Genomic DNA, 23,533 nt, shown 5'->3' with positions numbered 1-23,533 from the left:
TTACGTCCTTTTTATTCTCGTTTTCGCTTGGGCCGACTAGGCTTGCCAGCGCTCGTTAATCAATTGCAGCAACTCAGGCAGGCTCACGCCCAGCTGCTTGGCTTGTGCCAACAAGCCATCTAATTGTGGCTCAAGCAGACTCACGCCCGATTCCATCGCCTCGGTACGGGCAGCAACCCGAGTCGCCTGTCCACGGCGGCGCTCTAACCAGCCCTGATCCACCAATTGCTGAATCGCACGGGATACCGTCATCGGGTTTACTGCAAGGTATTCCGCAATCTGGCGTACTGAAGGTAATACGTCTTCCGCTTGCAGTTGGCCGCCCACAATCAAGCGCACGATTTGCTCGTGTAATTGCTTGTAAATTGGCTCCCCACTGCTGGGGTTGACATTTAAAAGTTCTAACATTAGGCTTTACACACTGTATTAATACATTGATACACCGATACACTGTATTTAAAGTAACACACTCATCCTGAAATGCAAAAAGGAAAGCGCTCATGAGAGATAGCATGACCCACAGGAAGTCCCATAATGCCAGCGCTTGCGTTGCGATTAAGCGCTCAAACACAGGCTGGCATAAACGTATTTCAACCAGCAAAATCATAGGCTTGAGCACACTTATGCTCGCCATGTGTAGCGCAACGGTTTGGGCAAGTGATAAACCAACTCCTCCAACAACCCCCACGAATACCTGTTATGTAGAAGGCGTCTCCGACCGCTTACAATGCGGCTTTGTGACCGTACCCGAAAACCCCAATCAGCCTGATGGCAAGCAGATCCAAGTGCATTATGTTGTCCTGCCAGCGGTAAAAAATGCCAACCATGAAGAAGCACTATTAGCCATCGCTGGCGGCCCAGGGCAATCGGCCATCGATAACGCGGCAAGCTTTAATACCGTGCTCAACAAGGTGCGCCAGCAGCGAGATATTTTGCTGATTGATCAACGTGGTACTGGCCGCTCAAACCTATTGAATTGCGATGCAGGCCCACAATCCTTACTCGCCTTCAACGATGACAATGTCGATAGCTTAGCCGAGGCGCAAAAATGCCGAGATCAATTGGCGGGTAGCGATGTAACCCAGTACGGCAGCCTTAACGCCGTCAAAGACTTCGAAGCCGTGCGCGCCCATTTAGGCTACAAAAAGCTGCATTTATACGGCATTTCCTACGGCACACGCATGGCGCAGCTCTATATGCGCTTGTATCCCGAGCATTTAGCCACTGTCACCTTAGACGGCATAGTGCCGATGCAGCAAAGCGTATTAGAAATCGGCTCGGCGATTGAGCGCGGCTTTGACTTACTGTTTAAAGACTGCCAAGAAACCGCGGCCTGCCATGCCAAGTTTCCAGAGCTCAAGGCCGAGTTTGACCAAGTGGTTGCAAGACTGACCGAAGGGCCAATCATGGAGCAAGTGCACGACCCCGTCACAGGTGAAAAGACCTTACTCACCATGACCCGTGCGAAGTTTTACGGCGCGATCAGAATGGCGCTGTATCAAACCAATGTGCGCGCCTTAGTGCCCCATGCAATTCATCAAGCCGCCAAAGGTAACTATCAACCGCTACTCGGATTGTATGCCTTAACTACCGATGGTGCAGGCATGGCAATGGGCATGCACGCCTCCGTGGTCTGTGGAGAAGACATCCATCGAATCACTCCTGCGATGCGTGAGCAAGCCAAAACCTCCTATGTCGGTAAAACCATGCTCGAAAGCCTGGAAGCATCATGCTCTGTGTGGAAAGTGCCGCCCGTCGATGCCAGCTTTAGTGAACCGATCAAGAGCGACATCCCAACACTGTTGCTCTCGGGTGAAATCGACCCAGCAACACCACCGAGTTGGGGTGAGCTTGCCATGGAAAAACTCACCAACGCTAAACACTTTATCGCGCCCTACGCCACCCATGGCGTGGCCTATCAGTCCTGCGCAAATAACTTAGTTGCCGAGTTAGTGCGTACAGGCTCAGTTAAAGATCTCGATGGTGAATGTTTGAAAAAGGATGTGCGCCGTAGCTTTTATTTAAACGCCAGCTCGGTTGAGCCACTTACCACCGAAGCCGCAACCAACTCAGCCAAAGATAAGCCCAAGGATAAGCCCAGCACTGGAGCCAAGGAGTAATTATGATCAAAGTATCCCATCTTTCTAAGCACATCGGCGAAGTGCAGGCCTTAAACGATTTGAGTTTTGTGGCCGAAAACGGCCAGATCACCGGCCTACTCGGCCCCAATGGCGCCGGTAAAACCACCTGTTTACGCACCATTTTTGGCCTGCTGAAACCCGATACCGGCACGGCTGAAATTGAAGGTATCGATGTCGCCATCGATCCGATAGGTGCTAAGCAGCAACTCGGCTTATTCCCCGATCCATTTGGCCTGTATGAGCGCCTCACACCGCGGGAATATATCCGTTACTTTGCCGAACTCAGCGGGTTATCTGCAAGCGACGCCAAGGAAGCCACCAGCAAGGTTATCGCCAAACTGCGCCTCGAAGATATTAGCGATCGCCGCTGTAAAGGCTTCTCCCAAGGGCAACGAATGAAAACCGCCCTCGCCCAAGCCATAGTCCACAGCCCGAGCAATATTATCCTCGACGAACCGACCCGTGGGCTGGATGTAATGAGTACCCGTTTGCTGCGGGATATTCTTATCGACCTTAAAAACCAAGGGCATTGCGTGCTGTTTTCCAGCCATGTGATGCAGGAAGTCGCGGCGCTGTGCGACCAAGTGATCGTGATGGCGCAAGGCCGAGTGGTGGCCATCGGCAGCCCAGAGCAACTTTGCGCACAAACGGGTAAAGCCTCACTCGAAGATGCTTTTATCCAGCTGATCGGCACCGATGAGGGCATTGCCGCATGATGACACTCAGCAAACACAGCATTAAAACTTATACAAATTGCGATAACGCCTGTTTCGACCTAATGGCGAACAGACAAACTTGGGATAAGGAATAATCATGAATAAAATCATCGCAATGGTTCGCAAGGAACTGATCGACGCCGCCCGCGATAAACGCTCTGTGATGGCGGGACTCTACTACGCCATCGGTACGCCACTGATCATGTGCGGCCTGTTTATGGTGTTAATCGGTCAGCTCACTAGCCCGGACGATCTTAAAATCAGCATCACTAATCCCGACAAAGCGCCGGACTTAGTGAGATTTTTGTCCAATAAGGGCATTACCCAAGGCGAAGCTGGCGCGAAGGATCTCAAAGCCATCGAGCTGATTATCAGCCCAGACTATGCCAAGCAAATGAACCAAGGCAAAGGCGCCGAGATCACTATCGTGGCCGATAACTCAGAGGAAAAACTGCAAAACTCGATTCGTCGTTTAGAGAAACAGTTACAGGCCTATAGCGCCGAAATGGGCAGCCTGCGCTTAATCGCCCGTGGTATCGACCCTCGCGTGGTGCAACCAATAAAAGTGAATGTGCACGACCAAGCCACGACCGACTCTAAGGGCGGGATGATCTTAGGTATCGCCATTTTCACTATGATTTACTCAGTGTTTATCTCGGGGATGAACTTGGCCATCGACACCAGCGCCGGTGAGCGTGAGCGTAACTCCTTGGCACTGTTACTTAGCCATCCACTGACCACGCGCCAATTAGTGCTCTCAAAGATCATCACTGTCGGCCTGTTTGCCCTGCTCGGTTTAGTGTTGATTTTATTAGTATCTAAGGTCGCCTATACCTTTGTGCCTTGGCAGGAACTCGGCTTTAGCGTCAGCATTACCAGTGAGTTTATGGCACTGATGCTATTGGTCGGTATCCCCGTCGCCCTGATGGCTGCCTGTTTGCAATTGTTTGTGTCCTTTATGGCCAAAACCTTTAAGGAAGCACAGTCCTACCTGACCATGGTGCTGTTTGTGCCTTTGGCACTGTCGATGGCAGCCAGCTACAACATTGCGCCCGACGTACTGCAGTGGTTGCCGGTATCCGGTCAACAACAGGCGCTGATGGACTTTATTAAAGGTAAAGACATGAACATGCTGCAATTATTAGTATCGACGCTAGGCACGCTGGCCATCGCCCTAGTGTTGGCATTCGGCATGGAAAAATCGTTAAAGAGTGAAAAAGTGATCTTCGGTTTATAACACTATCACCCGACTACAGGGCGCACCGCGCCCTTATATTGAGTTAAGGAGTTTGTTATGGAAAACGAATATGTCTTACTGGTGATTATGGTGACCTTTATTATCGGTGTAAGCGCCACAGAGATGTTTAAGCATTACTTAAAAATGCGCCAACTGGGTGACGGAAACAATCGACAACTTGAAGATAAACTCACCCAGTTGAGCCTAAAGAATCAAGTACTTATAGAACGAGTGCAAGTGCTGGAAAAAATAGTGACAGAGCCTGAATACGACTTAAAGCAAAAGATTAACGCGCTAAACTAAGGGTTAAGCATAAAACCATTAGGCTTAGTGCAATATGCTGACATTAAGATTCAAACTCGTACTACGGCCCTTATCGTCAGTGACTGATAACTTATAGTCACCCGATGTCGAGGGCCGCCATTCTAAGGCTTGCTTAGGTAAGCTTTGACCGATGAGATCCCGTCCAACAAACCAGTACAACATGCTCGCATCGGGCGCAGCATCGGCCAGCAACGCAATATGCTCATGCAAATGACTTTGCCTCAAGCTATAGGTGACATTTTTCAAAGGGGAACGAATCACAGGATCGATGTTACTGAGCTGAATAGCGTTACGACACGATTCGGGCAATTGAGGCGCTAACTTACGCGGTAACCCCGCCTGCTCAAATAAACTCGCCATGTCCGAAGGCCAGAAGGCAAAGATTTCTTGATGCTGGGTTTGGGCGTCATAGGGTGGACATACCGCCATACCCGTTTGGTTATCCACCCAAACAGGACGATGTAGCGTTGACACTTTGACGGGTGAGACGCCCGGAATAAACCATCCCTCGATCACTTTAGGGCACCACAGGTTAGGTAACTCACCAGACTCAGCACAGATGTTCACTTTTTTTACGGTATTCGGTGGTGCCCAGATTCTATCAGCGGTACTCGGCAGGCTTGCCTGCAAAGCATCAGTGATGTTAAAGAATAATGGCCCTGCGATTTCTGCCCCGATAAACGCAGCATTGGGTGTCGCATCGAAATTGCCCACCCAGACCACCAACACATAGGGGCCTGCTACCCCTGCGCTCCACGCATCATGGAATCCCCAAGAGGTCCCCGTCTTCCAAGCCACACGCCAGCCCTGCCTTGGCAACCCATCGGCACGAGGATTGTCTTTTAGCATATCCAACACCAGAAAACTCGCTGCAGGACTCAATAACTGCATGCTCGGCGGATTAATGGGCTGCTCCGTCCGCTCCCGTAAGGGATAATAACGACCTTCGCTTGCCAGCATAAGGTAGAGCCTGCCAAGTTCCATCATCGTTAGCTCGCCTCCCCCTAAGGCAAGCGCCAATCCATAATGGCTTTCCTGTCTTAATCCAAATATCTGGGCTTGTCGTAAAAAACCGTACAAATTAGGATCAGTCAACTGCCCCGCAAGCCACACGGCAGGGAGATTACGGCTTTTGATCAAAGCATCTCGAGCACTAATAGGGCCAGTGAATCGATGGTCGAAATTCTCCGGCTCGAAACTTCCAAAAGCCATTGGGGCATCTTTAAGTATGCTCTGGGGATGAATAATCCCCTGATCTAAACCTAAAGCATAGAGGAAGGGTTTGAGCGTCGAACCTGGGGAGCGGCGGGCGGTAACACCATCAACCTGACCATAAATCATGGGATTAAAAAAATCAGCAGAGCCCACCCAAGCCTTAATCGCCTGATCACGGGTATCGATCAACAGCGCGGTCGCATTATTCACCCCTAAATGGCGCTTACTCGTAATATACTGACGAATGCGCAGTTCTAGCAGTGCTTGTAACTTAGGCTCTATTGTTGTGTGAACAATCCTTGCGTCTTGGCGTAGCTGTCGACGCGCAAAATGAGGCGCCTTAAAAGGCAGCTCGTTACGTTCAGCACCGAGAGCCGTCAATACCTGCAGACCTTGATTACGAGGATCATCCGGATAAGTCTGCTGCCAAAATAGCGCCAGTCTATCTCTTGCCGCTTGAAAATCAGCCTGAAATCGTGCTCGACGCGCTGGACTCTGGGGCATCACCGCAAGGCTCAAAGCCTCGCTCAAAGACAGCTCACCAGCTACTTTATGAAAGTAAATCTGACTCGCAGCACCAACGCCCTCGATATTTCCCCCCATGGGCGCGAGGTTAAGATAAGCCTCTAATAGTTCACGTTTACTGTAGCGAGCCTCTAACCAAAACGCCGCCAAGATCTGCTCCAACTTACCCAGCACAGATCGGCTGTTAATCTCATAAACTCGTCGAACTAACTGCATCGTCAGCGTCGAGCCACCTTGACGATCACCATCAACATAAGTGGCGAAGGTGGCACGTACTAATGCGACAGGATTAACACCGAGGTGATAGTAGAAATAGCGATCCTCCTTCAACAGCATGACCTGAATCATGGTTGGAGAGATATCCTCTAAATCTTGCCATAGTCGATATTGGCCATCACTGGCTAAGGTTAAGCGCAATAACGACCCATCAGCAGCCAACACCTCACGAGAACTGGGCATCAGCTGACTCAATGGTTGCGCGGGCCAAAGCCTAAGCCCTAGCAAAATGACGGCTAGGGCGACTATGGCTAAGTAAACGGATCTCATGGCGCCGAGATGACTAATTCACTACCTTTTCCTAGTGCTTGTTGCAGAGGATCATACAGCCCTTCTGCATAGGGTGCAGGCACTTGGAAATGACCAGCATTGGTGGCGCGTGCTTTATAAGTAAACGTTCCCACATCACGGCTAGCCGTACCATACAATACGACTCGATCCTCACGGACATTGAGCCATGTAGGGGACCAATCACTCTGTTCACCAACACCTATCGGCGGCTGCCAGCCATTGAAAGCTTCGCCTTCTTCGCCGTCACCTTCTTCATCACTTTCTTCGCCTTCTTCACCTTCTTGAACAACGGTAACAACCATAACCACCTCTTTATCTCGGTATACAGGCTCAACGCCGCCTGGAAGCAAATCGATAACGACGACCTGTTCCAGTTGTTCAAAGGATGTCGCACGCAGCCTTAACCGAACCAAGAACTCCTCACCGACTTTCAATCCCTTAAGCGGCTGTCCCTTCAGGTCTAAGTAATCGCGACTCACCTCTAAACCGTGACTGAATGCGGCAACGGGCTGCTTATCGAAACCGGATTCCATCGACATGTAGAAAGCATCAGCATCACCCGTCTTTTGGACTTTGATCTTATTGGTAGTAAACGGTAACTCAGCCTTAGGCAGACTCTGAATGATCCACTTGTCCGCCACTTGTGCTGTTAACGTCAACTCACCACTGGTCGCTTGCTGATCGTAGGCAGCCAGCGCCCGCACTAACGTGCCTGCAGATAGAGAGGTATAGCGTTGTGCCGATAACCAGTTACCCACACGTTCTAACAATCCCTCAGGTAGCTTAGCAAGGCGTTCTGGGGCGTGACGGGCGACTAGGGTCAATAACTGAGCATCATGAACTAAAGGATCTAAATACAGATCAAGATGCTTTGGCGTTTTCTGCATTAATTCCCATACTTGCGCGTCCCAAAGCGGCTTAGCCAACGTCTGTTGCTGCATAAGTGTAAAACTCGCTGCTAGCCAAGCGCTCGCAATATCCGACTGCCAGTCTTTAGGATAATAACGCTGTAATCGATCGCGAATATCGGCCAGAGCACCACTGACCTGCACTCCTTGGCGGGCCAAGAGATAAGCGCCATAGGCACGCTGACGTAACTCGCTTAAACCACTACTTGGGCTGCTGCTCAGTTCAGATAAATAGCCATTGGCTCTGTCTAACATATCCTGCGGTACAGCATAACCGTTACCTTGGGCATCCAATAACATATCCACGACGTACAGGGTGACCATAGGTTCTACAACGGGATTAGCCGCCCAGCCACCGAAGGCACCTTCACTGTTCTGGCGGCTACGGAGTTGAGTCATCAGTTGATTAAAGGCTGATAAATTATCCTGCGGTTTTCCCAATACCAGTGCAGGAACCGATTTAGACACCAGCTGTTCGGTGCAAGCATGGGGATAACTCTCAAGATAAGCACTTAAGCCCTGCGCCCAGACCAAGGGACTGCTTTGAAGTCCGGCCTCTTTGCGACTAAACGGCTCAAATAACTGCCGTTCCAGCGATAATTGCTTCTCTGCACTATCCAATACTGCCGTCTGTAGTTGTACACGATGCGTTGTCAGGGGCCGGATAGAAATGCTCTCTCCAATCTTGAAGTCTCCTTGTTCCCCCTTGAGCATCCAATGTAACTTCGCCTCCCCTAAAGGCTCAATTGCCTTGAGTGTAAAACGTGCCGTTACCTCTTGCCCTGGCAGAATGTCGAATGATTGCTCAGCCCCCGCTAACGGTGCTAATCCCCCCTCCAAAGACAACGCCACTTGGACATGGGTAGACGTAGACTCAGTGTTATAGAGACCCAATGTGATTTCAGCCTCATCACCCGGAGCCATAAACGCGGGCACGTTCGGAGTCATCACAACAGGCGCCTTCACGTTTACCGAAGCTTCCGCCACCCCCATATTGCTGTCTGTCACACTGACCGCAAAAAAGTGGATTTTTCCATTAAAGGTATCGGGCACACTGTAATTAAACTGCTGTTCACCGGCACTGAGATCCTGTAATCCAGACCAATAAACGACGGGTGATGCGCGCTTACGCTTAAAGGGATTTAAATTGGCAGCAAGCAACGCTTCTGCGTCGCCACCCGGTGCGGCATTACGCATTAACACGTTAAGATCCGGTAATAACAAGTCTAAAATTTGGCTCGAGTTTACCGTCAATGCCTTTTTCGCAAAAAAGTGTCCTAATGGATCGGGAGCCTTATAGCGGGCGACCTGTAATATGCCTTCATCCACCCCAAAGACCACGACTTTTGAGTCCGTAGGCAAGTTCAAGGCTATTTTGAGATCATTACCCGGCTTCATCTGCTCCGGCAGACTTAACGACAAGGGCTGACGACGCGCGCCGAGATCGATCTTAATGGGTTTCACCCCATAGGATAACGGACTCATAAAAATCTCATCAGAATCCGGCGCACGCAAGAACTGCACGTTCACATAGGCGTTGCCTTCTATGCCCTCGGGTAATTGAATTGACTGCACAGAGCGACTACTGTCTGCATTAAACCATTCAAATGCATAAACTTTATCTCGCTCAATGGTAATAAGACCAGCACCAGTATAGGGTGCTTGAATCGCGATATTGATCATCTCACCGGGCTGATACTCATCTTTGTCTAACTTGAGCTGGAGTTCAGCATTACGCTCCAAGGCACGGCTCGCATTTCCTTGACCTGCAACACTATAGTCAATTTGGTTAAGCTGATGCCCCTCGGCATCAATGAACCTGAGTTGGTAATCACCGGGTTCACTTGTATCGAGCGCAATATCGAGTTGCCCCTTATTAAGTTGCAAGGTATTGCTTTCTAATAGCTCATCTTTACGACGAGACTCGTAACGATAGGTGCCATCACGTTGTTTCACCAACACGGAGACCCAACGCCGAGCAATACGCTCCGCCTGAAGTTGTGTGACTCGAGGTTTTAAATCTTGCCCCACAGCCACTAACTTAAGATGCCGCTCCCCATCTTTACTTATAAAACCCAAATCCCCATCGGCTTTATAACCCAGCAGGAAATCGGCGTTCGAGACCAATGCCTTATCTTGAGCGCTCACATTTCTACCTGAGCCAGCCTCATACACTTTTGCGAGCAAATGTAACTTGAATGTCGTTTGTCCAAACCGATCTAAGGCTAGATTAAGCCCAGCAACACCTTCCTCATTGGTTTTCGCTTCCGCGAGGGTCTCACGGAAGGATTCCTTCAGCTCCCCCTGTACGCCAAAGTAATAACCAGGCAATTCTTTAAAACTAATATCCGTGGGCGACAACACCATTTCGCCAGTCACGCGTCGATCACCTGCAGGTCCACCAAACAGTTGCTCAGCCTGAACTTTTGCCGACACCTCTTCGGGTTTTAACCAACCGATGCTGGTGCCGCTTTCGGTTGCGCCAAGCGTGACTCTGACCTTGATCCGGTCGGGTTCAAAATCGCGAACTTTAAAGCTCTCCTCGCCCAAACGAGTCAAATTATGTTTATCGCGAATTAATGACAGGCTCGCAGTGTACTCACCCGCAACGGCGGCTTCTGTACTACTAAAATCCAAGCTATTAAAACCACTCGAATCTAAATTAAAGGTACGATCTAATACATCAATGCCACGCGGATCGGTCACCACCATTTTGACAGGCAAGCCATCTAAAGAAGCGCCCCAACTCTGGCTCCTGACTAAACTAGCCACGTGGGCGGTTTCACCAGGGCGATATAATCCTCGGTCAGTAAACAAGTAGGCACTCAGCGTATTTGGATCTTCACTCTCGTTGCTACCGCCAATATCAAAACGCGACATATCAAGCTCGCGGCGCCAGTCGCCTATCGGCAAGAATGAAACATCGCCGGCTTTTTCTACTCGATAGAAGAGCGGTCTTTTTTCACGGCGCAATTGGCCTAATTTAGGCAAATGGACATGGCCGCCTAGATCAGTAAATCCTTCCGCCACCGACAGACCGTTGCGCCCAACTACGTCCACCTTAGCATTGGCAATCGGTAGCCCCTGGGATAAAGACTGCACAAATATATCCAAGCTGCCGTCGACACTGCGCTTAGCCAAAATCCCCATATCGGTTACGACGACAAAACGTAAATCATGTGCTTCACGTGGATAATAATCGAAGGTATCGTCATTATGATCTTCGGCGGATGTCAACTTAAGCACAAAAATGCCGCGCTTATCAGCAAAGTAGGATTTAAGATCGACCTCACCATAGGAGGTTTTAGCGGGGTCATCCGTGACAAATTTTTGGATTATTTCGGTACGTGTGACCAATCGATCGAAGAGGTTATTGTTAAAATACTGAACCTTGAAAATACCCGAATCCTCATCGACCAGTTGATGAATTTGGTCGGGCAACAGTTGAGCAACCTCAATCCTGACATCTGCAACACCTCTCACGAGATAGCCTAAACGCTGATCATCATTTAACGTCAGCAGAGCCCCCTCGCCGAGGAACGCAAGCGCCTTTGGATATTCAGGCATTCGCACCACAGAAAAAGCAGCATCACGGGACAAATAGCCCCCTTGGCCTTCCACATGCTTAGCGACCCTAACAGCAAGATAACGACCAACAGGTGCTTGAAATTTAAAACTATGTAACTGATTAAGCCCTTCAGGTCCTGGGTTTTGGATCAAAGTCACTTTTGATGCTTTGCGCAACACAGTATCAGTGATGTTTTGAGTACCCCAATAGGTATTTCCTTGTGGATCTTTTGGCGGCAGCAGCCAAGCCTCGACCTTACCCTTAAGTGCCGCATCCGCCACTGGACGAGAACTCTCCATGGTTAATACAGGCTCGGGCTCTTCTTGATCGTTTTTGGCGAAACTAATTTGAGCAGCGGAAAAACTTAACTGATAACGCCCAGGAACACTCACCTCAGTACTGTCTTCTTCGGCCGCATTACCACCGAAAGCCGCTTTAATTTTATTACTCAGTTCTAATTTAACCGTACTCGGCTCTAATGGTGTCGCTAACGGCGCAGTATGAATATAAGCATTTAAGTGTTTATCATCGAAGGTCAGTTGATAATCGCTGCCTTGGCTATAGGTTAAACCAGGGCTTAACACTACAGATAACGCCGACTTTACCGTCTGAGTTGCGACGGGATGACTAAAATGAACGGTTGCGACAACCTTTTGAATATTTGGCTGATTCGGTTCGTAGTAAAGGCGCGCATCGCTAATTTTGGCGCTGAAAGGAGCTGTCTTAAACTCAAAAATATAGTTATCCAGCAGGATATGGCTGGCTAATAATGCATCACCATCCAAAGTGAGACTGTAGGTTTTATCCACCGGCCAGTCAGCGTCAGGTTGAAACTCTAAATGTTTATCACTAGACCAACGCCATTGCCCTGCAATCTCAGGGCTCAATTTGATACCCTTATTCAAGGGTTTACCAATATTATCGAGGGGGGCAACTGAATCGCTAAAACGAATAACTAGCGGTGCAACCTCAGGCTTATCAGCCTCATAGTTAGTCAATGATGGTGCGAATATGCTCGACTGCACTGTCTGTGGCTGAGGTAAATGCTGATACCAATCCCATGCTGTCCATAGGCCAGCAGAGACGAGTAATAGGGCTAATAAGCTACCTATACTTTTACCTGGATGGGCTTTACACCAATGCATCCAAGGTGGTGATTGCCAATGACCAAAGATATTTGCTAACAGAGCCTTCATCCCTAACTTCTCCAACATTCCACCTTTTCCAACATCCCCACGGATGCATCAATTGCAGAATGACCAATACTAAGTTAAACCCCCAAACAAGCCGCGTAATATAGAACAATTAAGGGAGCATTAGCCAAACCCACCAATGTAGGAGAATTCGGAATTTGTTTATATTTTGGGCTTTTATATGACTCGCTAACTGTGTTTGATATATCCAAGACCTGCTTTCTCACCTTGATTGGTTTGCCAAGCCTATTCGCAATGGGGAGCAATGATCCATTAGCACAGACTTAATGAAATTAGCCTCAAATTTGTCAGTCAGTTTATCGCCAATCCGTTTGCTTGCATGTCATTCCCTATCACCTTCACCTCAAGGCATAGAGCAGTAAAAAGATAAAAACTTGTTACCCAGTTAACCTCTGTTCTTTGTAAATTAACCTGAACTCGGGGTAACGAGTGTCGAAAAACCTAAATTTAATAAACTAAATCAATGCTATAAATGATTATTTTGAAAAGAAAAATCTATTATCTGACTGAATGCGCAGATTTTTGCGCATATCAAGGCGCTCTGTCTAACCAAAGCGAACCTAGTAAGACTTATCACACTGTAGATGATTTAGCATGAGCTATGTCCTTCCTTACATAGCCCAGTTGCAACTAGGGCCTAGACGTACAGCAACCAAGTTAAACCTTACATCTCAATGATTACTTGGCCTTAGGTCTGAAAGGCTTTATCACCGCCTCGTTGCACTCAAGGTATGGCCCTTCCATCAGGTCGATACAGTAAGGAATCGCCGGGAATACTGCATCTAAACATTCGCGGATAGATTTAGGTTTGCCAGGTAGGTTCACAATCAGCGAATCACCACGTAAACCAGCCGTTTGGCGAGATAAAATGGCCGTCGGTACAAACTTTAACGACTCAGCACGCATCAGCTCACCAAAACCAGGCATCATACGATCACACACGGCCTCAGTCGCCTCTGGGGTGACATCGCGTTTTGCTGGGCCAGTACCGCCAGTGGTCACAATTAAGCAGCAATCCTGCTCATCGGCCATCTTGATCAGGGTGGTTTCAATCACATCCTGCTCATCGGGGATCACTTGATAAATCGGTTCCCACTCGCTGGTGAGGTAGTCATTGAGAGTATCGATAATCGCCTTGCCAGAGATATCCTCATAAATCCCCGCGCTGGCACGATCGCTCACCGTTACAATACCGATTTTTGCTTTACTCATAGGAAATCCCCAATCATGTTGAAATAAAACCATATCGACCATAAGCAGAGGAGAAACCTATGCTCCTTCGACTATAAGCCGCAGCTAAAATAGCACAAATGCTCAGCCAATGGAGCGACTAAAGCGTGATGAAGTTCGCGCAATACGTAGCATTTTTATGTATGGCGGAAATGCTATGATCACGAAGGGCAATATTGAAAAACGAACACTTTCAGCTTAGTCAATTGCAGGCAAGTTATTATCGCAGCGCAGGCCGAGTCAGAGTGCTTAATCTGGCAGTTATCCTCTCACTGATTATTTGCTTAAGCTGCTCACTACCGGGGGCATTCGCAATAACCTTATCCCGAGCTTTTGCCACTTTTTTGCCAAGGTCATTCATCAGTACTTTTCCTGCTCGTTCACCCAACCCAATCGCTTCGGCAAAGGTAATAAAATCATGGCCTGTATAGTAACCATAATGCTCATATGATGATGTACTGAATCCTCTTTCCACCTCTGACTCAAGTAACCAAATACTTAACTCACCCGAATTGTCGTATTGCCTGTAGGGAGCAACTGAGACCATGTCGTAGATGGGAGTGTACCCAGAGGCCCTGTTACTGTCACTGGCACGGCTCAGAGAAATATTTTTCAAATGCAAATCATTGTTGCCAACGATATAGGCCATTAGGACCTGCAGAAAGCCATCTTTGAGCAATTGCACATGGCCACCACTCAATTGATACGCTTCTTTAATCGCTTTTTCATAGGACAATGTATCGCTACTCTTATTTCCCGGTGCAACGTTTAGCGCAGATGCCAGATCTTCGATAAATTCATGCCTTCTGCCAGTCTCTCTATCCAGATCAAACCGTGCAGTCACATACGCCAGTTGCCCGCAGCTAAAGGGAACTAAGTGATGTTCAGCAACATTGAAACCAACGGCCTTACACAACTGCATCACCATAAATTCGTTCTCCGCCAACTCTGGAAAGTCGTTGGGAGAAGGTTTAACTATGTATGGTCCCATGCCTACGGCGTTGGTCAGTGTTTTGGGGTTGCCTTCGGCATAGGTCAGAAACATTTTAGGTTGAACACCTGAGATAGATACGCCACCTAATGATTCCATGGCCACTTCGTTAAACTCACAGCGGGGAAAATCAATTTGATAACCTTTAAGGCTTTTCATCGGAACAGCGATCACTTCTATCGCCGCTGAGATATTATCACCGCGATACTCAGTAAATACACTGACGGGTCCAATAAGCTCGGCACCATTTCCCAGCAATAAGCCAAACTTGTCATCTTGATCTAATCTGGCAATTCTCGCTTGATGACGCCTCACCCAACCTTCACTCATCAGGTTAGCAAAAAATGGCGGCAAATAGTTTCGGCGGTATGGCTCATGAGTGATTGGCAGCTTATAGCCAATCTGCGGCAGACCTGAGGCAATATACGAGGCCGCATAGGTGAAGCTGTATTCATACCCCTCTAGCGTGTTGAACTCTAGCAGTTCACCAGCAAATCGCTTGTTACTGTAGACATAACCAATTCGATTAGCTCTCATGAATTAGCCTCATTCGAAGCGCTAATTTGAACACTAACATCCGGTGCTTTCTTACCAATAAATAAATCTAACCCAATGGTATTGAGCAGTGTCTTTAGGGTGCCAATTTTTACCGACTCAAGCTTACTCATAATTTTGTAGTAAGTAGCTGGCGCAATATCGGCAAATAAGGTTAGCTCCTTCACTTTTAGCTGCCCCATATGTTCGGCCACCATCTCTTGTACTGTCTGTTGCGTTAGCGGCTGAAATCCATCACGCTTTTGTTTAAGAAGCAGTATTTGCAATTCACGATCTAACGCGGCCATCTGCCCAGCTAGCTGGTTTCTCATATTAAGCATCTGATTTATTTGAGTATCACTTTCTACGTTTTTCATATCAGACATAAGTACCACCCCAAAGTTTTACGTTTCATCATAGGTATTGCACAGCAATAACTATCACTAACACAGACTTTTCATGATGAAAACAAACAATAATTACACTATAGCAGTATAATTCAAGTTTTCATCTGCTTTAGCGATATTTTTACCGTTTAAAACAGACTTCATACACTACAGTGAAGTAAATGTGAGATTTGTCTCGAGAAAAAGGAAACAATATCGGCTCAAACCTAAAGCCAAAATGAGCTAAACTGCATTTAGTGTAGGTCAGGAGGGAAATGCACATTTTTACCCACGGGATATAGCTTCGCAGCGCCGATGCAAATAGAACAAGGTTTAAATTCGCCTAGCATTCCAATACTTAGATGCCCAATAGCTATTAAGCAGGCTCGAAATCTTCACCCCTTGGCTCGTGGAAACATGGAGAAAATTATTTTCGCCCACATAAATGCCCACATGATGCGTACTCCAGCCGGTTTTAAAAAATACTAAATCACCTTTACGCAGCTTATCCCGCGCCACAGGTTTACCAAGCGCCTGTTGTTCTTGAACAGTGCGCGGCAGTGTCATGCCCAACATTTTTTGATAGGCCACAGAAACAAAGGCTGAGCAATCAATGCCTTTTTTAGTAGCGCCCCCTAAGCGATAGGGCACGCCGCGCCATTCGGAATGCAGATCAGCGATATTGCTATCATTCCACACAGAGACAGGTTCAACTTGCTTTACCACAGGCTTAGGTTCTGGCGCGCTAGCACAGGCGCCAAGACCTAAGGCTAAGATAACGATTAATAATTTCTTCATAAACGTCATGCTCACCACAGGCTGAGTTGTACATTAACCTACTTTGACGTTTTTATCAGGTCAATTTTATATATCAAAGGTTTGACTATCTCCTCACCCAACCTGAGTTTGAAATAGCGCATAACAAGCAGAGTAAACGGTTCGATGAAGGCCACCTGCGGGTGGCCTTATCGCCTATATCCGATAAATTTTACGGATTTTTTACGCGCTATCCAAAAATGCCTTTGCTAGAGTGAGGCAAATTTTTGCAACGTCTTAGCCGTTATGACATTTGCCAATACAGCTTCCATCAACCATTACTGGCGTACGCATCCGGCGTTATTTACCGCCATGTTGTTAGTGGTCGTACTGATAACTAGCTATTTCATTGATGTATTTTCAGGATCAGCCATTGCTGTGCTGCTTATCCTGCAATTAGCTGTGGTCGTAGTGGCCCTGCAATGCAGTGCCAACTACGCCTACTTTGTTGCGGTGTTTGGCGCCGTCAGTTTCAACTTTTTATTTACCGCGCCGCGCTATTCGTTGCAGATGCTTAATGTCGAAGACATCGTTAATTTAACGGTGTTTTTACTGGCCGCCCTTACCAGCAGTAAACTGGCCAAGCATTACCGCCGCCAGCAGGATGCGCTTGAACAGGCGCAGCTGAGAAACAGTATTTTGCTCTCCGTGTCCCACGATTTACGCACGCCCTTAGCAACCATCATTGGCACCTTAACCACCTTAAAGGAATATCAGCCTAAGTTGAGCCCAGCGCAAACTGAAGAACTCATCGACTCAGCGGCCGCCGAGAGCCATAGGTTGCACCAGTATATCGAAAACCTCTTACAAGCTAATAAGTTACAACATGGCGCACTCAAATTTAGCCTAGATGAAGCCAATATCCGCGAGGTGCTACAGCGCACCATAGCGCGCTTTCAAACCGAGCAACCGAGGATCCAAATCCAAAGCGAGCCAGAGCTACCGTCATTAATGATTTGCAGTTCTTTGATTGAACAGGCGATTTTTAATGTGCTCGATAACGCCCTGCACTACTCGCCCGCCACACAGCCCGTCACTGTGAGCTTATATCGACACCAGCATATGCTGCGCATCGACATTCAAGATCAGGGCAAAGGCATAGCGCCATCCCAAACGGGGGCGATTTTCGAACTATTCTATCGCCAACATCCCACCACCGATGGTGGTGCAGGATTGGGCCTTCCGGTCGCTAAAGGCATTATTACCGCCCATAACGGCACGATCAGCGCCGAAAAAGTTGCCCATGGCAGCTTGATCCGTATTGCGTTACCGATAACCAAGGAAAGTGCATAAATGGCCTACAAGGTGTTAGTGGTTGATGACGAACCCCAAATCCACACGTTTATGCGCATCTCACTCGAGGCAGAAGGCTTTGAATACTTAAGTGCCACCAGCATTGGTTCGGCACTCAAGCAATATCGTAGCCATCAGCCGCACCTTATCGTGCTCGACCTCGGCTTGCCCGACGGCGATGGCATTGAGTTACTTCACATGCTGCGCCAGCAAGATAAAACCCCTGTGTTGGTTTTAACCGCCCGCGATCAAGAGGAAGAAAAAATCCGTCTACTTGAGGCTGGCGCTAACGATTACCTCAGCAAACCCTTTGGCATTAGGGAATTAATTGTCCGCATTAAGGTATTGATGCGCGACCTTGTTGATACCTCAATTGCTGCGGATGTGTTGCAATTTGGCCCGCTTAAATTGCAAAAGAGCAGCCACCAATGCTGGCTCAACCAACAGGAAATCGCCCTCACCAAAAAGGAATTTGCCCTGTTAGCACACTTAATGTCCCATCCGGGGCAACTGGTAAAACAGAGCGAACTGTTGCGGCGTATCTGGGGGGAGACTCACCAAGAAGATGGCCACTATCTGCGGATTTTAGTCAGCCAACTGCGTAAAAAACTCAACGACAGTGACGAACAACAACTGATCAAAACCGAGCCAGGCTTAGGGTATCGACTCACCGATCTCGGTCTTCCCTAGGCAAGCTCCCCAACACTCTCTAGTTCAACCACAAAAGGAAATGAAATGGCACATTTTACTGTCATCGGATTAGGCCGCTTTGGCGTTGCTGTGAGCCTCGAACTGATCCACTTAGGCCATACGGTCACTGGTGTCGACAGCGACCATAAAGCTGTTGAAAAATATGTAGAAGTTCTTACTGAAGCCGTAATTTGCGACTGCGCCGACGAAGCAGCGCTACGGGAACTCGATCTTGCCAGCAGCGAAGTCGTGATTGTGGCTATCGGCCTAGATATGCAATCGAGTCTCCTGTGCACGCTAGCACTTAAAAATCTCGACGTGCAAACCATTTGGGTTAAAGCCAGCAATAAGGCGCACCACACCATATTGTCTAAACTCGGCGTTGCCCGCATTATTCACCCCGAGGAGGATATGGGGATCCGCGTTGCCCAGTCACTGAACTATCCTATGGTCAATAACTTCCTCGCCATTGGTAATGGGCTTTATATTGTTGAAATCCATATTAAAGCGCATTTGAATCAAACCACAGTAGGCCTACTATTGGGTAGCTTGCATGATAATGCCAGCAATGAACAAACCAACGTTGTCCGCAACCCAAAGGGCAAAGTCGCGCCGTTGATGGTAAAACGCGAACTCACAGTCTTTAGCAAGATCGATAGCGAGTTTATCCTATACACAGAGGATGCCTTATTCCTTTGCGGTAGCCGTGCCGAGTTAAAACTGCTCGCACCAAGGTTGGTGTAACGTGGTTCAATGGCATCCTTCGCTCCCCCTTGAGCAAACTCAGAAAGCCGGTAAAAAACTCTTTGGCGCGCCGCCCTTTATCTTAAGTGCAAGCTTTGCTCTGCTGATCTTGGTTGGCACTTGTTTGCTTAAACTGCCTATCGCCACAGAGACCCCCATTTCCTGGCTGCAAAGCCTATTTACCGTTACCTCTGCAGTGACGGTTACCGGATTGGTGGTAGTCGATACGGGCACTGTATTTACCCCCTTTGGCCAAGTGATTGTCGCACTCTTAATCCAATGCGGTGGATTAGGATTAATGACCTTTGCCATCGTTACCCTCATTGCCCTTGGCGGAAAAATCGGTTTCTTGCAACAAACCGTGGCAAAAGAGGCATTTAATCAAACTGACACCTCCACCTTAGTCTCGACGGCTAAAGCGGTTTTGGTGTTTTCACTGCTGGTCGAAGCCGTAGGGATGTTGATTTTATCTGTCCATTGGAGCGACGAGCTAGGTTGGCAAACCAGCCTGTTTCATGGCTTCTTTTATACCATTAGCGCTTTTAATAACGCGGGTTTTGCCCTAAGCGCAGATAGCTTGATGCCCTATGTGGCCGACCCCGTAGTCAACCTCACCATCACAGGATTATTTATCGTCGGCGGCCTAGGGTTTTCGGTGTGGATTGATCTTCGCCGCCATAAACGTTGGTCAAAATTAACCGTCTACAGCCGCATGATGATCACCGGCACCATACTGATCAACGCCGTAGCCCTGATTGCCATTTACTTGATTGAATACAACAACCCCAACACCCTCGCGCCCTTAAGCGAACTCGGCAAATGGCTGGCCTCTTGGTTTCAAGCCGTTACCCCGCGCACCGCAGGCTTTAATACCCTGCCCATAGATAAACTCGAAGATGGCTCAGCCCTGTTAATACTGGTGCTCATGTTTATCGGCGGAGGCTCCCTCAGTACCGCCAGCGGCATTAAAGTGGTGACCTTTATGGTGTTAATTCTGGCCACCTATAGTTATTTACGTCGTGATGAAGCCGCTTATGCCTTTAAACGAGAAATCCCGAAAGAGACAATCAGTAAGGCATTAGCACTCACCATGATCTCTATAGGCGTGACATGGCTGGCGATTTTCGCCCTCGTACTCACCGAAAAAGCACCCATTTTGGATATCGCCTTCGAGGCTGTATCGGCATTCGGTACAGTGGGACTCTCCCGTGGATTAACCAGCAATTTATCGGGTGCAGGCCAAGGGATTATCATCTTTATGATGTATATGGGGCGCCTAGGCCCACTGATGCTGGCCTACTTCCTTGCCAACCCAAGGGTCAAGAAATTGCGCTATGCAGAAACTAAATTGGCGATTGGGTAAACAAGTGGATAGGTGATTTTGAGCCAGTATTTATGGGCTACCATCCGATGACGGTAGCCCTAGCACGCGACGGACCAACTGAGTCTTATATTGCTGTTGCAGGACGAAAACTCAACGCAGTCCGAGTTTGGCCTCGAAATCTCGTATTAATAGTTCATAGGTGCCGTTGTTTTTGATTTTCTGCAATCCTTCTTCGAACTGTTTGGACATCGCTTCACCCTGTGGATGAGTGCGGGAAAAGGCGAGCCAAAAGCCATCGGTTGAGATCTTTCCTACCTTGATCACTTTGCCAGTCAGTTGCCTCTGCTGGATCTGCAGGTAACCCGGCATACCATTCATCAGAATGTAGTCGACTCGGCCACGCACCAGCATTTCGAGGATCTGAGCATCCGATTTAGCCTCAAAACGGGTGATCTTAGTGTTATCCATAAAATCGGTGGGATAGGTGTAACCCAGAGTAATCCCAACCCTCTTCCCCTCTAGCGAGGAGAGTTGGAGATCTCGGTTCGGCTCGCTAGCAAGAGCGAAGATGGCAAGATCCTCTTCAAACATCGGGGTTTTATGCCAATAGTACTGGTTGCGATTTTCTTCGGTAATGGTCGCGTTGAAACAACCCACAACTTTGCCGCTTTTCGCATCGTGCATACAACGGGCGAAGGGAAGAGGACGAAAAGCAATCTCGAGTTTCTCGGTAGCAAATACCGCCTTGACCAGCTCCGGAGCCAGGCCGAGAGGTTGTCCACTCTGCTTATCCAGAGCGCAATAGGGAGCCCAGTCATCTTCGGCACCAATGACCAGAGGCTCTGCCGCAAGCGGACTGGCGGCTCCCAGTAGACAAATAAGCATTTTTTTCAAAAATTTAATCACCATGCGCTCCTCAGATAAAAAAGCAGCATTACCAGTATAGCTTAAGTCTAGTTGGCGCCATTGAGAGCATATACCCGCAGAAGTGCAACTGTGTCATGCGCCAAGTAGGCAAAAGGGAATATCTTCAAGACTTATCTGAGTTGTGCGAGAGCGCGGCATACAAACCTCCGTGTTTAATGCTTAACCAAGCCATAGCTGGAGATTAACTAACGCGCGATTAAGGCTAGGCGTCCAGTGTTGCCCATCATCTTCACTTCAGTTTACAAGGCTGCTGTCCTACGTATTGTTGTTTAGACTTGATATTTATTTTCAAAATATTTATAAAACATTAACTTAAAAATTAATGGATGGTTAATGAGTAGCTACGACGTTAAAGACCTCGCCGAATATATGCGACGAGCGAAGAGAGATAATAAACCTTTTGTTCTGTTTACCGGCGCGGGTTGCTCAAAGAGCGCTGGCATTCCACTGGCCTCTGAGCTGGTGAATGAAATTAACGAAAAGCATGCTCTCGACCTAAAAGCGCTCTCAGCAACAGATAGATATGATTATGGTCGCTGCATGGCTGCGCTGACAAAAGATGACAGACGAGAGTTACTACAAGATTATATTCAAAAGGCAAGAATTAACTGGGCTCATATTGTACAAGCCTTACTGTTGGAGAAGGGATATATCCAAAGAGTCTTGACCTTTAACTTTGATAATATCCTTTCAAGAAGCTGTGGCCTTCTCGGTCTTTACCCATCAATTTACGACTTTACCTCGGCAAACTTAGATTTATTGAGCCTGATTATCGATCCCTCGATTGTTCACCTACATGGGCAAAGTCATGGCTTTGTTCAGCTTAATACTGAGGAAGAAACTAAACGGCATGCGGAAAAGCTTAGTCAGTTTGTTGCAAACACACTGAACCAATCCCCTAGTATTTTCATTGGCTATAGCGGCAATGCAGATGCATTTTTCCCGCTTTTAAAAGATAAATTTACCGATCAGAAAAGATTATTCTGGGTTGGCCGTAGTGAGAAAGCTCCACATCATGTTAATGAGAATCTTATTGCTCCCAACAATGTTGCGCACTACTTGCACCATGAAGATGCCGATCGATTTTTTATCGAACTTGCCCAAGAATTAGAATGTTTTCCTCCAAAAGCGTTTGACGACCCATATGGCCACTTATTGGATCAGTTGGAACCAGTGCTTGAATTTCCAACCCAACAGCACAACGAACTTGATATTCTGGCTTCAACTCGAAGTATGCTAAGAAAATCTCAAGAAGAGAGAGAGCAAAGAGCGAGACCAAACTTTGAACTACTCTTGATGAAAGGTAAGTACAATGAGCTCATAGCTCTGGCCAAAGGTACAGAGCTGGACGAAGAAGAAAAAGCGGTCGTTGCGTGGGCAGAAATCGCACTTGGGGACCTATTAGTAGAACAAGCTAAAAAAGCGCAGCAGCCGAAGTTATTTGAGCAAAGTTTTGAAAAGTATCAGGCCGCTTTGGCAATTAAGCCTGACATGCATGAAGCCCTTAACAACTGGGGAAATGCCCTTTCAGACTTAGCGCAGCTTAAACAAGAGCCAGCCTTATTTGAGCAGAGTCTTGAAAAGTATCAGGCCGCGTTAGCGATTAAGCCTGACATGCATGATGCTCTTTTCAACTGGGGAAATGTACTTTCAGACTTAGCGCAGCTCAAACAAGAACCAGCCTTATTTGAGCAAAGTATTGAAAAGTATGAGGCAGCCTTGGCTATTAAGCCTGACGACCATGAAGCTATTAGCAACTGGGGGGGTGCCCTTTTAGACTTAGCGAAGCTACAACAAAAAACAGAGTTATTTGAAGAGTCAAAATCTAAGCTCATTCAAGCCCGCTCAGTCGCCAATCAACCAAACTATAACTTAGCTTGCCTATACTCTTTACTGCATGATGACTTAAATTGTAAAGAGGAACTCTTTGCCTGCTATAAGGCAAAAACCTTACCTGATAAAAACCATTTGAACACTGATACGGACTTGGATTTTGTAAGGAATAAAGAGTGGTTTAAAGAACTATTAGATACTCTACCGCAAGGCTAAAGCAGCTAAAGAGTGTGGAAACTAGAGTCCAGTTTTGTAATGTTAATTCATTAAAAATTATATAAAGCAATCTATAGTCGATGATTTATTAGAAACTGGACCTAGCGCAAAGTTGCAAGATTTTGTGTATTAAG

17 protein-coding genes are annotated in these 23,533 nt (G+C 47.7%); 9 read left to right on the top strand and 8 right to left on the bottom strand.

Going from position 1 to position 23,533, the window contains the following annotated elements; genetic code table 11:
* Nucleotides 1–36: 36 nt before the first annotated feature.
* Nucleotides 37–408, bottom strand: a complete 372-nt coding sequence (locus SO_RS00365; RefSeq protein ID WP_011070485.1) for a GntR family transcriptional regulator — start codon at nucleotides 406–408, stop codon at nucleotides 37–39.
* Between the two features lie 92 nt (nucleotides 409–500).
* Here SO_RS00365 and SO_RS00360 point away from each other — a divergent pair, with 92 nt between their 5' ends.
* From SO_RS00360 to SO_RS00345, 4 genes are all read left to right on the top strand, one after another.
* Nucleotides 501–2,120: an alpha/beta hydrolase gene (locus SO_RS00360; protein ID WP_011070484.1), complete on the top strand. Its 1,620-nt coding sequence runs from the start codon at nucleotides 501–503 to the stop codon at nucleotides 2,118–2,120.
* A gap of 2 nt (nucleotides 2,121–2,122) precedes the next feature.
* Nucleotides 2,123–2,857 carry an ABC transporter ATP-binding protein gene (locus tag SO_RS00355; RefSeq protein ID WP_011070483.1) on the top strand — a complete coding sequence of 245 codons (735 nt, stop codon included), beginning with the start codon at nucleotides 2,123–2,125 and terminating at the stop codon, nucleotides 2,855–2,857.
* A gap of 97 nt (nucleotides 2,858–2,954) precedes the next feature.
* Nucleotides 2,955–4,094 carry an ABC transporter permease gene (locus tag SO_RS00350; RefSeq protein ID WP_011070482.1) on the top strand — a complete coding sequence of 380 codons (1,140 nt, stop codon included), beginning with the start codon at nucleotides 2,955–2,957 and terminating at the stop codon, nucleotides 4,092–4,094.
* A gap of 57 nt (nucleotides 4,095–4,151) precedes the next feature.
* Nucleotides 4,152–4,397 carry a hypothetical protein gene (locus SO_RS00345; RefSeq protein ID WP_011070481.1) on the top strand — a complete coding sequence of 82 codons (246 nt, stop codon included), beginning with the start codon at nucleotides 4,152–4,154 and terminating at the stop codon, nucleotides 4,395–4,397.
* Nucleotides 4,398–4,421: 24 nt separating this feature from the next.
* Here SO_RS00345 and pbpC read toward each other — a convergent pair whose 3' ends face one another.
* From pbpC to SO_RS00315, 6 genes are all read right to left on the bottom strand, one after another.
* The gene (gene pbpC, locus SO_RS00340) at nucleotides 4,422–6,704 is read right to left on the bottom strand and encodes a penicillin-binding protein 1C (RefSeq protein WP_011070480.1); all 2,283 of its coding nucleotides are present in this window, start codon (nucleotides 6,702–6,704) and stop codon (nucleotides 4,422–4,424) included.
* Nucleotides 6,701–12,415, bottom strand: a complete 5,715-nt coding sequence (locus SO_RS00335; protein WP_238560534.1) for an alpha-2-macroglobulin family protein — start codon at nucleotides 12,413–12,415, stop codon at nucleotides 6,701–6,703. The genes pbpC and SO_RS00335 overlap by 4 nt, the downstream gene beginning before the upstream one ends.
* Before the next feature lie 678 nt (nucleotides 12,416–13,093).
* Nucleotides 13,094–13,627, bottom strand: coding sequence for a molybdopterin adenylyltransferase (gene mog, locus SO_RS00330; protein WP_011070478.1), 534 nt, complete (start codon nucleotides 13,625–13,627; stop codon nucleotides 13,094–13,096).
* A 238-nt stretch (nucleotides 13,628–13,865) separates the two neighbouring features.
* Nucleotides 13,866–15,173 carry a type II toxin-antitoxin system HipA family toxin gene (locus SO_RS00325; protein WP_011070477.1) on the bottom strand — a complete coding sequence of 436 codons (1,308 nt, stop codon included), beginning with the start codon at nucleotides 15,171–15,173 and terminating at the stop codon, nucleotides 13,866–13,868.
* Nucleotides 15,170–15,556, bottom strand: coding sequence for a toxin-antitoxin system antidote (locus SO_RS00320; protein WP_011070476.1), 387 nt, complete (start codon nucleotides 15,554–15,556; stop codon nucleotides 15,170–15,172). Before SO_RS00320 ends, SO_RS00325 begins: the two co-directional genes overlap by 4 nt.
* Before the next feature lie 333 nt (nucleotides 15,557–15,889).
* On the bottom strand, nucleotides 15,890–16,354 hold the full coding sequence (locus SO_RS00315; protein ID WP_011070475.1) for an NlpC/P60 family protein: 465 nt from the start codon (nucleotides 16,352–16,354) through the stop codon (nucleotides 15,890–15,892).
* Nucleotides 16,355–16,618: 264 nt separating this feature from the next.
* Between SO_RS00315 and SO_RS00310 the strand changes: the two genes are divergently transcribed.
* From SO_RS00310 to SO_RS00295, 4 genes are read left to right on the top strand one after another with little or no spacing between them, the layout of a single operon-like run.
* Nucleotides 16,619–17,665 (top strand): sensor histidine kinase, encoded by a 1,047-nt coding sequence (locus SO_RS00310; RefSeq protein WP_011070474.1) that lies wholly within the window; start codon nucleotides 16,619–16,621, stop codon nucleotides 17,663–17,665.
* Complete coding sequence (locus SO_RS00305; protein WP_011070473.1) at nucleotides 17,666–18,355, top strand: response regulator transcription factor; 690 nt, start codon at nucleotides 17,666–17,668, stop codon at nucleotides 18,353–18,355.
* A gap of 45 nt (nucleotides 18,356–18,400) precedes the next feature.
* The gene (locus tag SO_RS00300; RefSeq protein WP_011070472.1) at nucleotides 18,401–19,099 is read left to right on the top strand and encodes a potassium channel family protein; all 699 of its coding nucleotides are present in this window, start codon (nucleotides 18,401–18,403) and stop codon (nucleotides 19,097–19,099) included.
* Between the two features lies 1 nt (nucleotide 19,100).
* On the top strand, nucleotides 19,101–20,462 hold the full coding sequence (locus tag SO_RS00295) for a TrkH family potassium uptake protein (RefSeq protein WP_011070471.1): 1,362 nt from the start codon (nucleotides 19,101–19,103) through the stop codon (nucleotides 20,460–20,462).
* A 111-nt stretch (nucleotides 20,463–20,573) separates the two neighbouring features.
* On the opposite strand, the gene SO_RS00290 is transcribed toward SO_RS00295, so the two are convergent.
* On the bottom strand, nucleotides 20,574–21,332 hold the full coding sequence (locus SO_RS00290) for a substrate-binding periplasmic protein (RefSeq protein WP_011070470.1): 759 nt from the start codon (nucleotides 21,330–21,332) through the stop codon (nucleotides 20,574–20,576).
* Between the two features lie 351 nt (nucleotides 21,333–21,683).
* Here SO_RS00290 and SO_RS00285 point away from each other — a divergent pair, with 351 nt between their 5' ends.
* Nucleotides 21,684–23,399, top strand: a complete 1,716-nt coding sequence (locus tag SO_RS00285) for a tetratricopeptide repeat-containing protein (RefSeq protein ID WP_011070469.1) — start codon at nucleotides 21,684–21,686, stop codon at nucleotides 23,397–23,399.
* Nucleotides 23,400–23,533: the final 134 nt, after the last annotated feature.

The organism is Shewanella oneidensis MR-1, from assembly GCF_000146165.2.
Classification (GTDB): domain Bacteria; phylum Pseudomonadota; class Gammaproteobacteria; order Enterobacterales; family Shewanellaceae; genus Shewanella; species Shewanella oneidensis.
The sequence above is the reverse complement of the archived record's forward strand: the minus strand, read 5'-3'. Positions and strand labels throughout refer to the sequence as shown.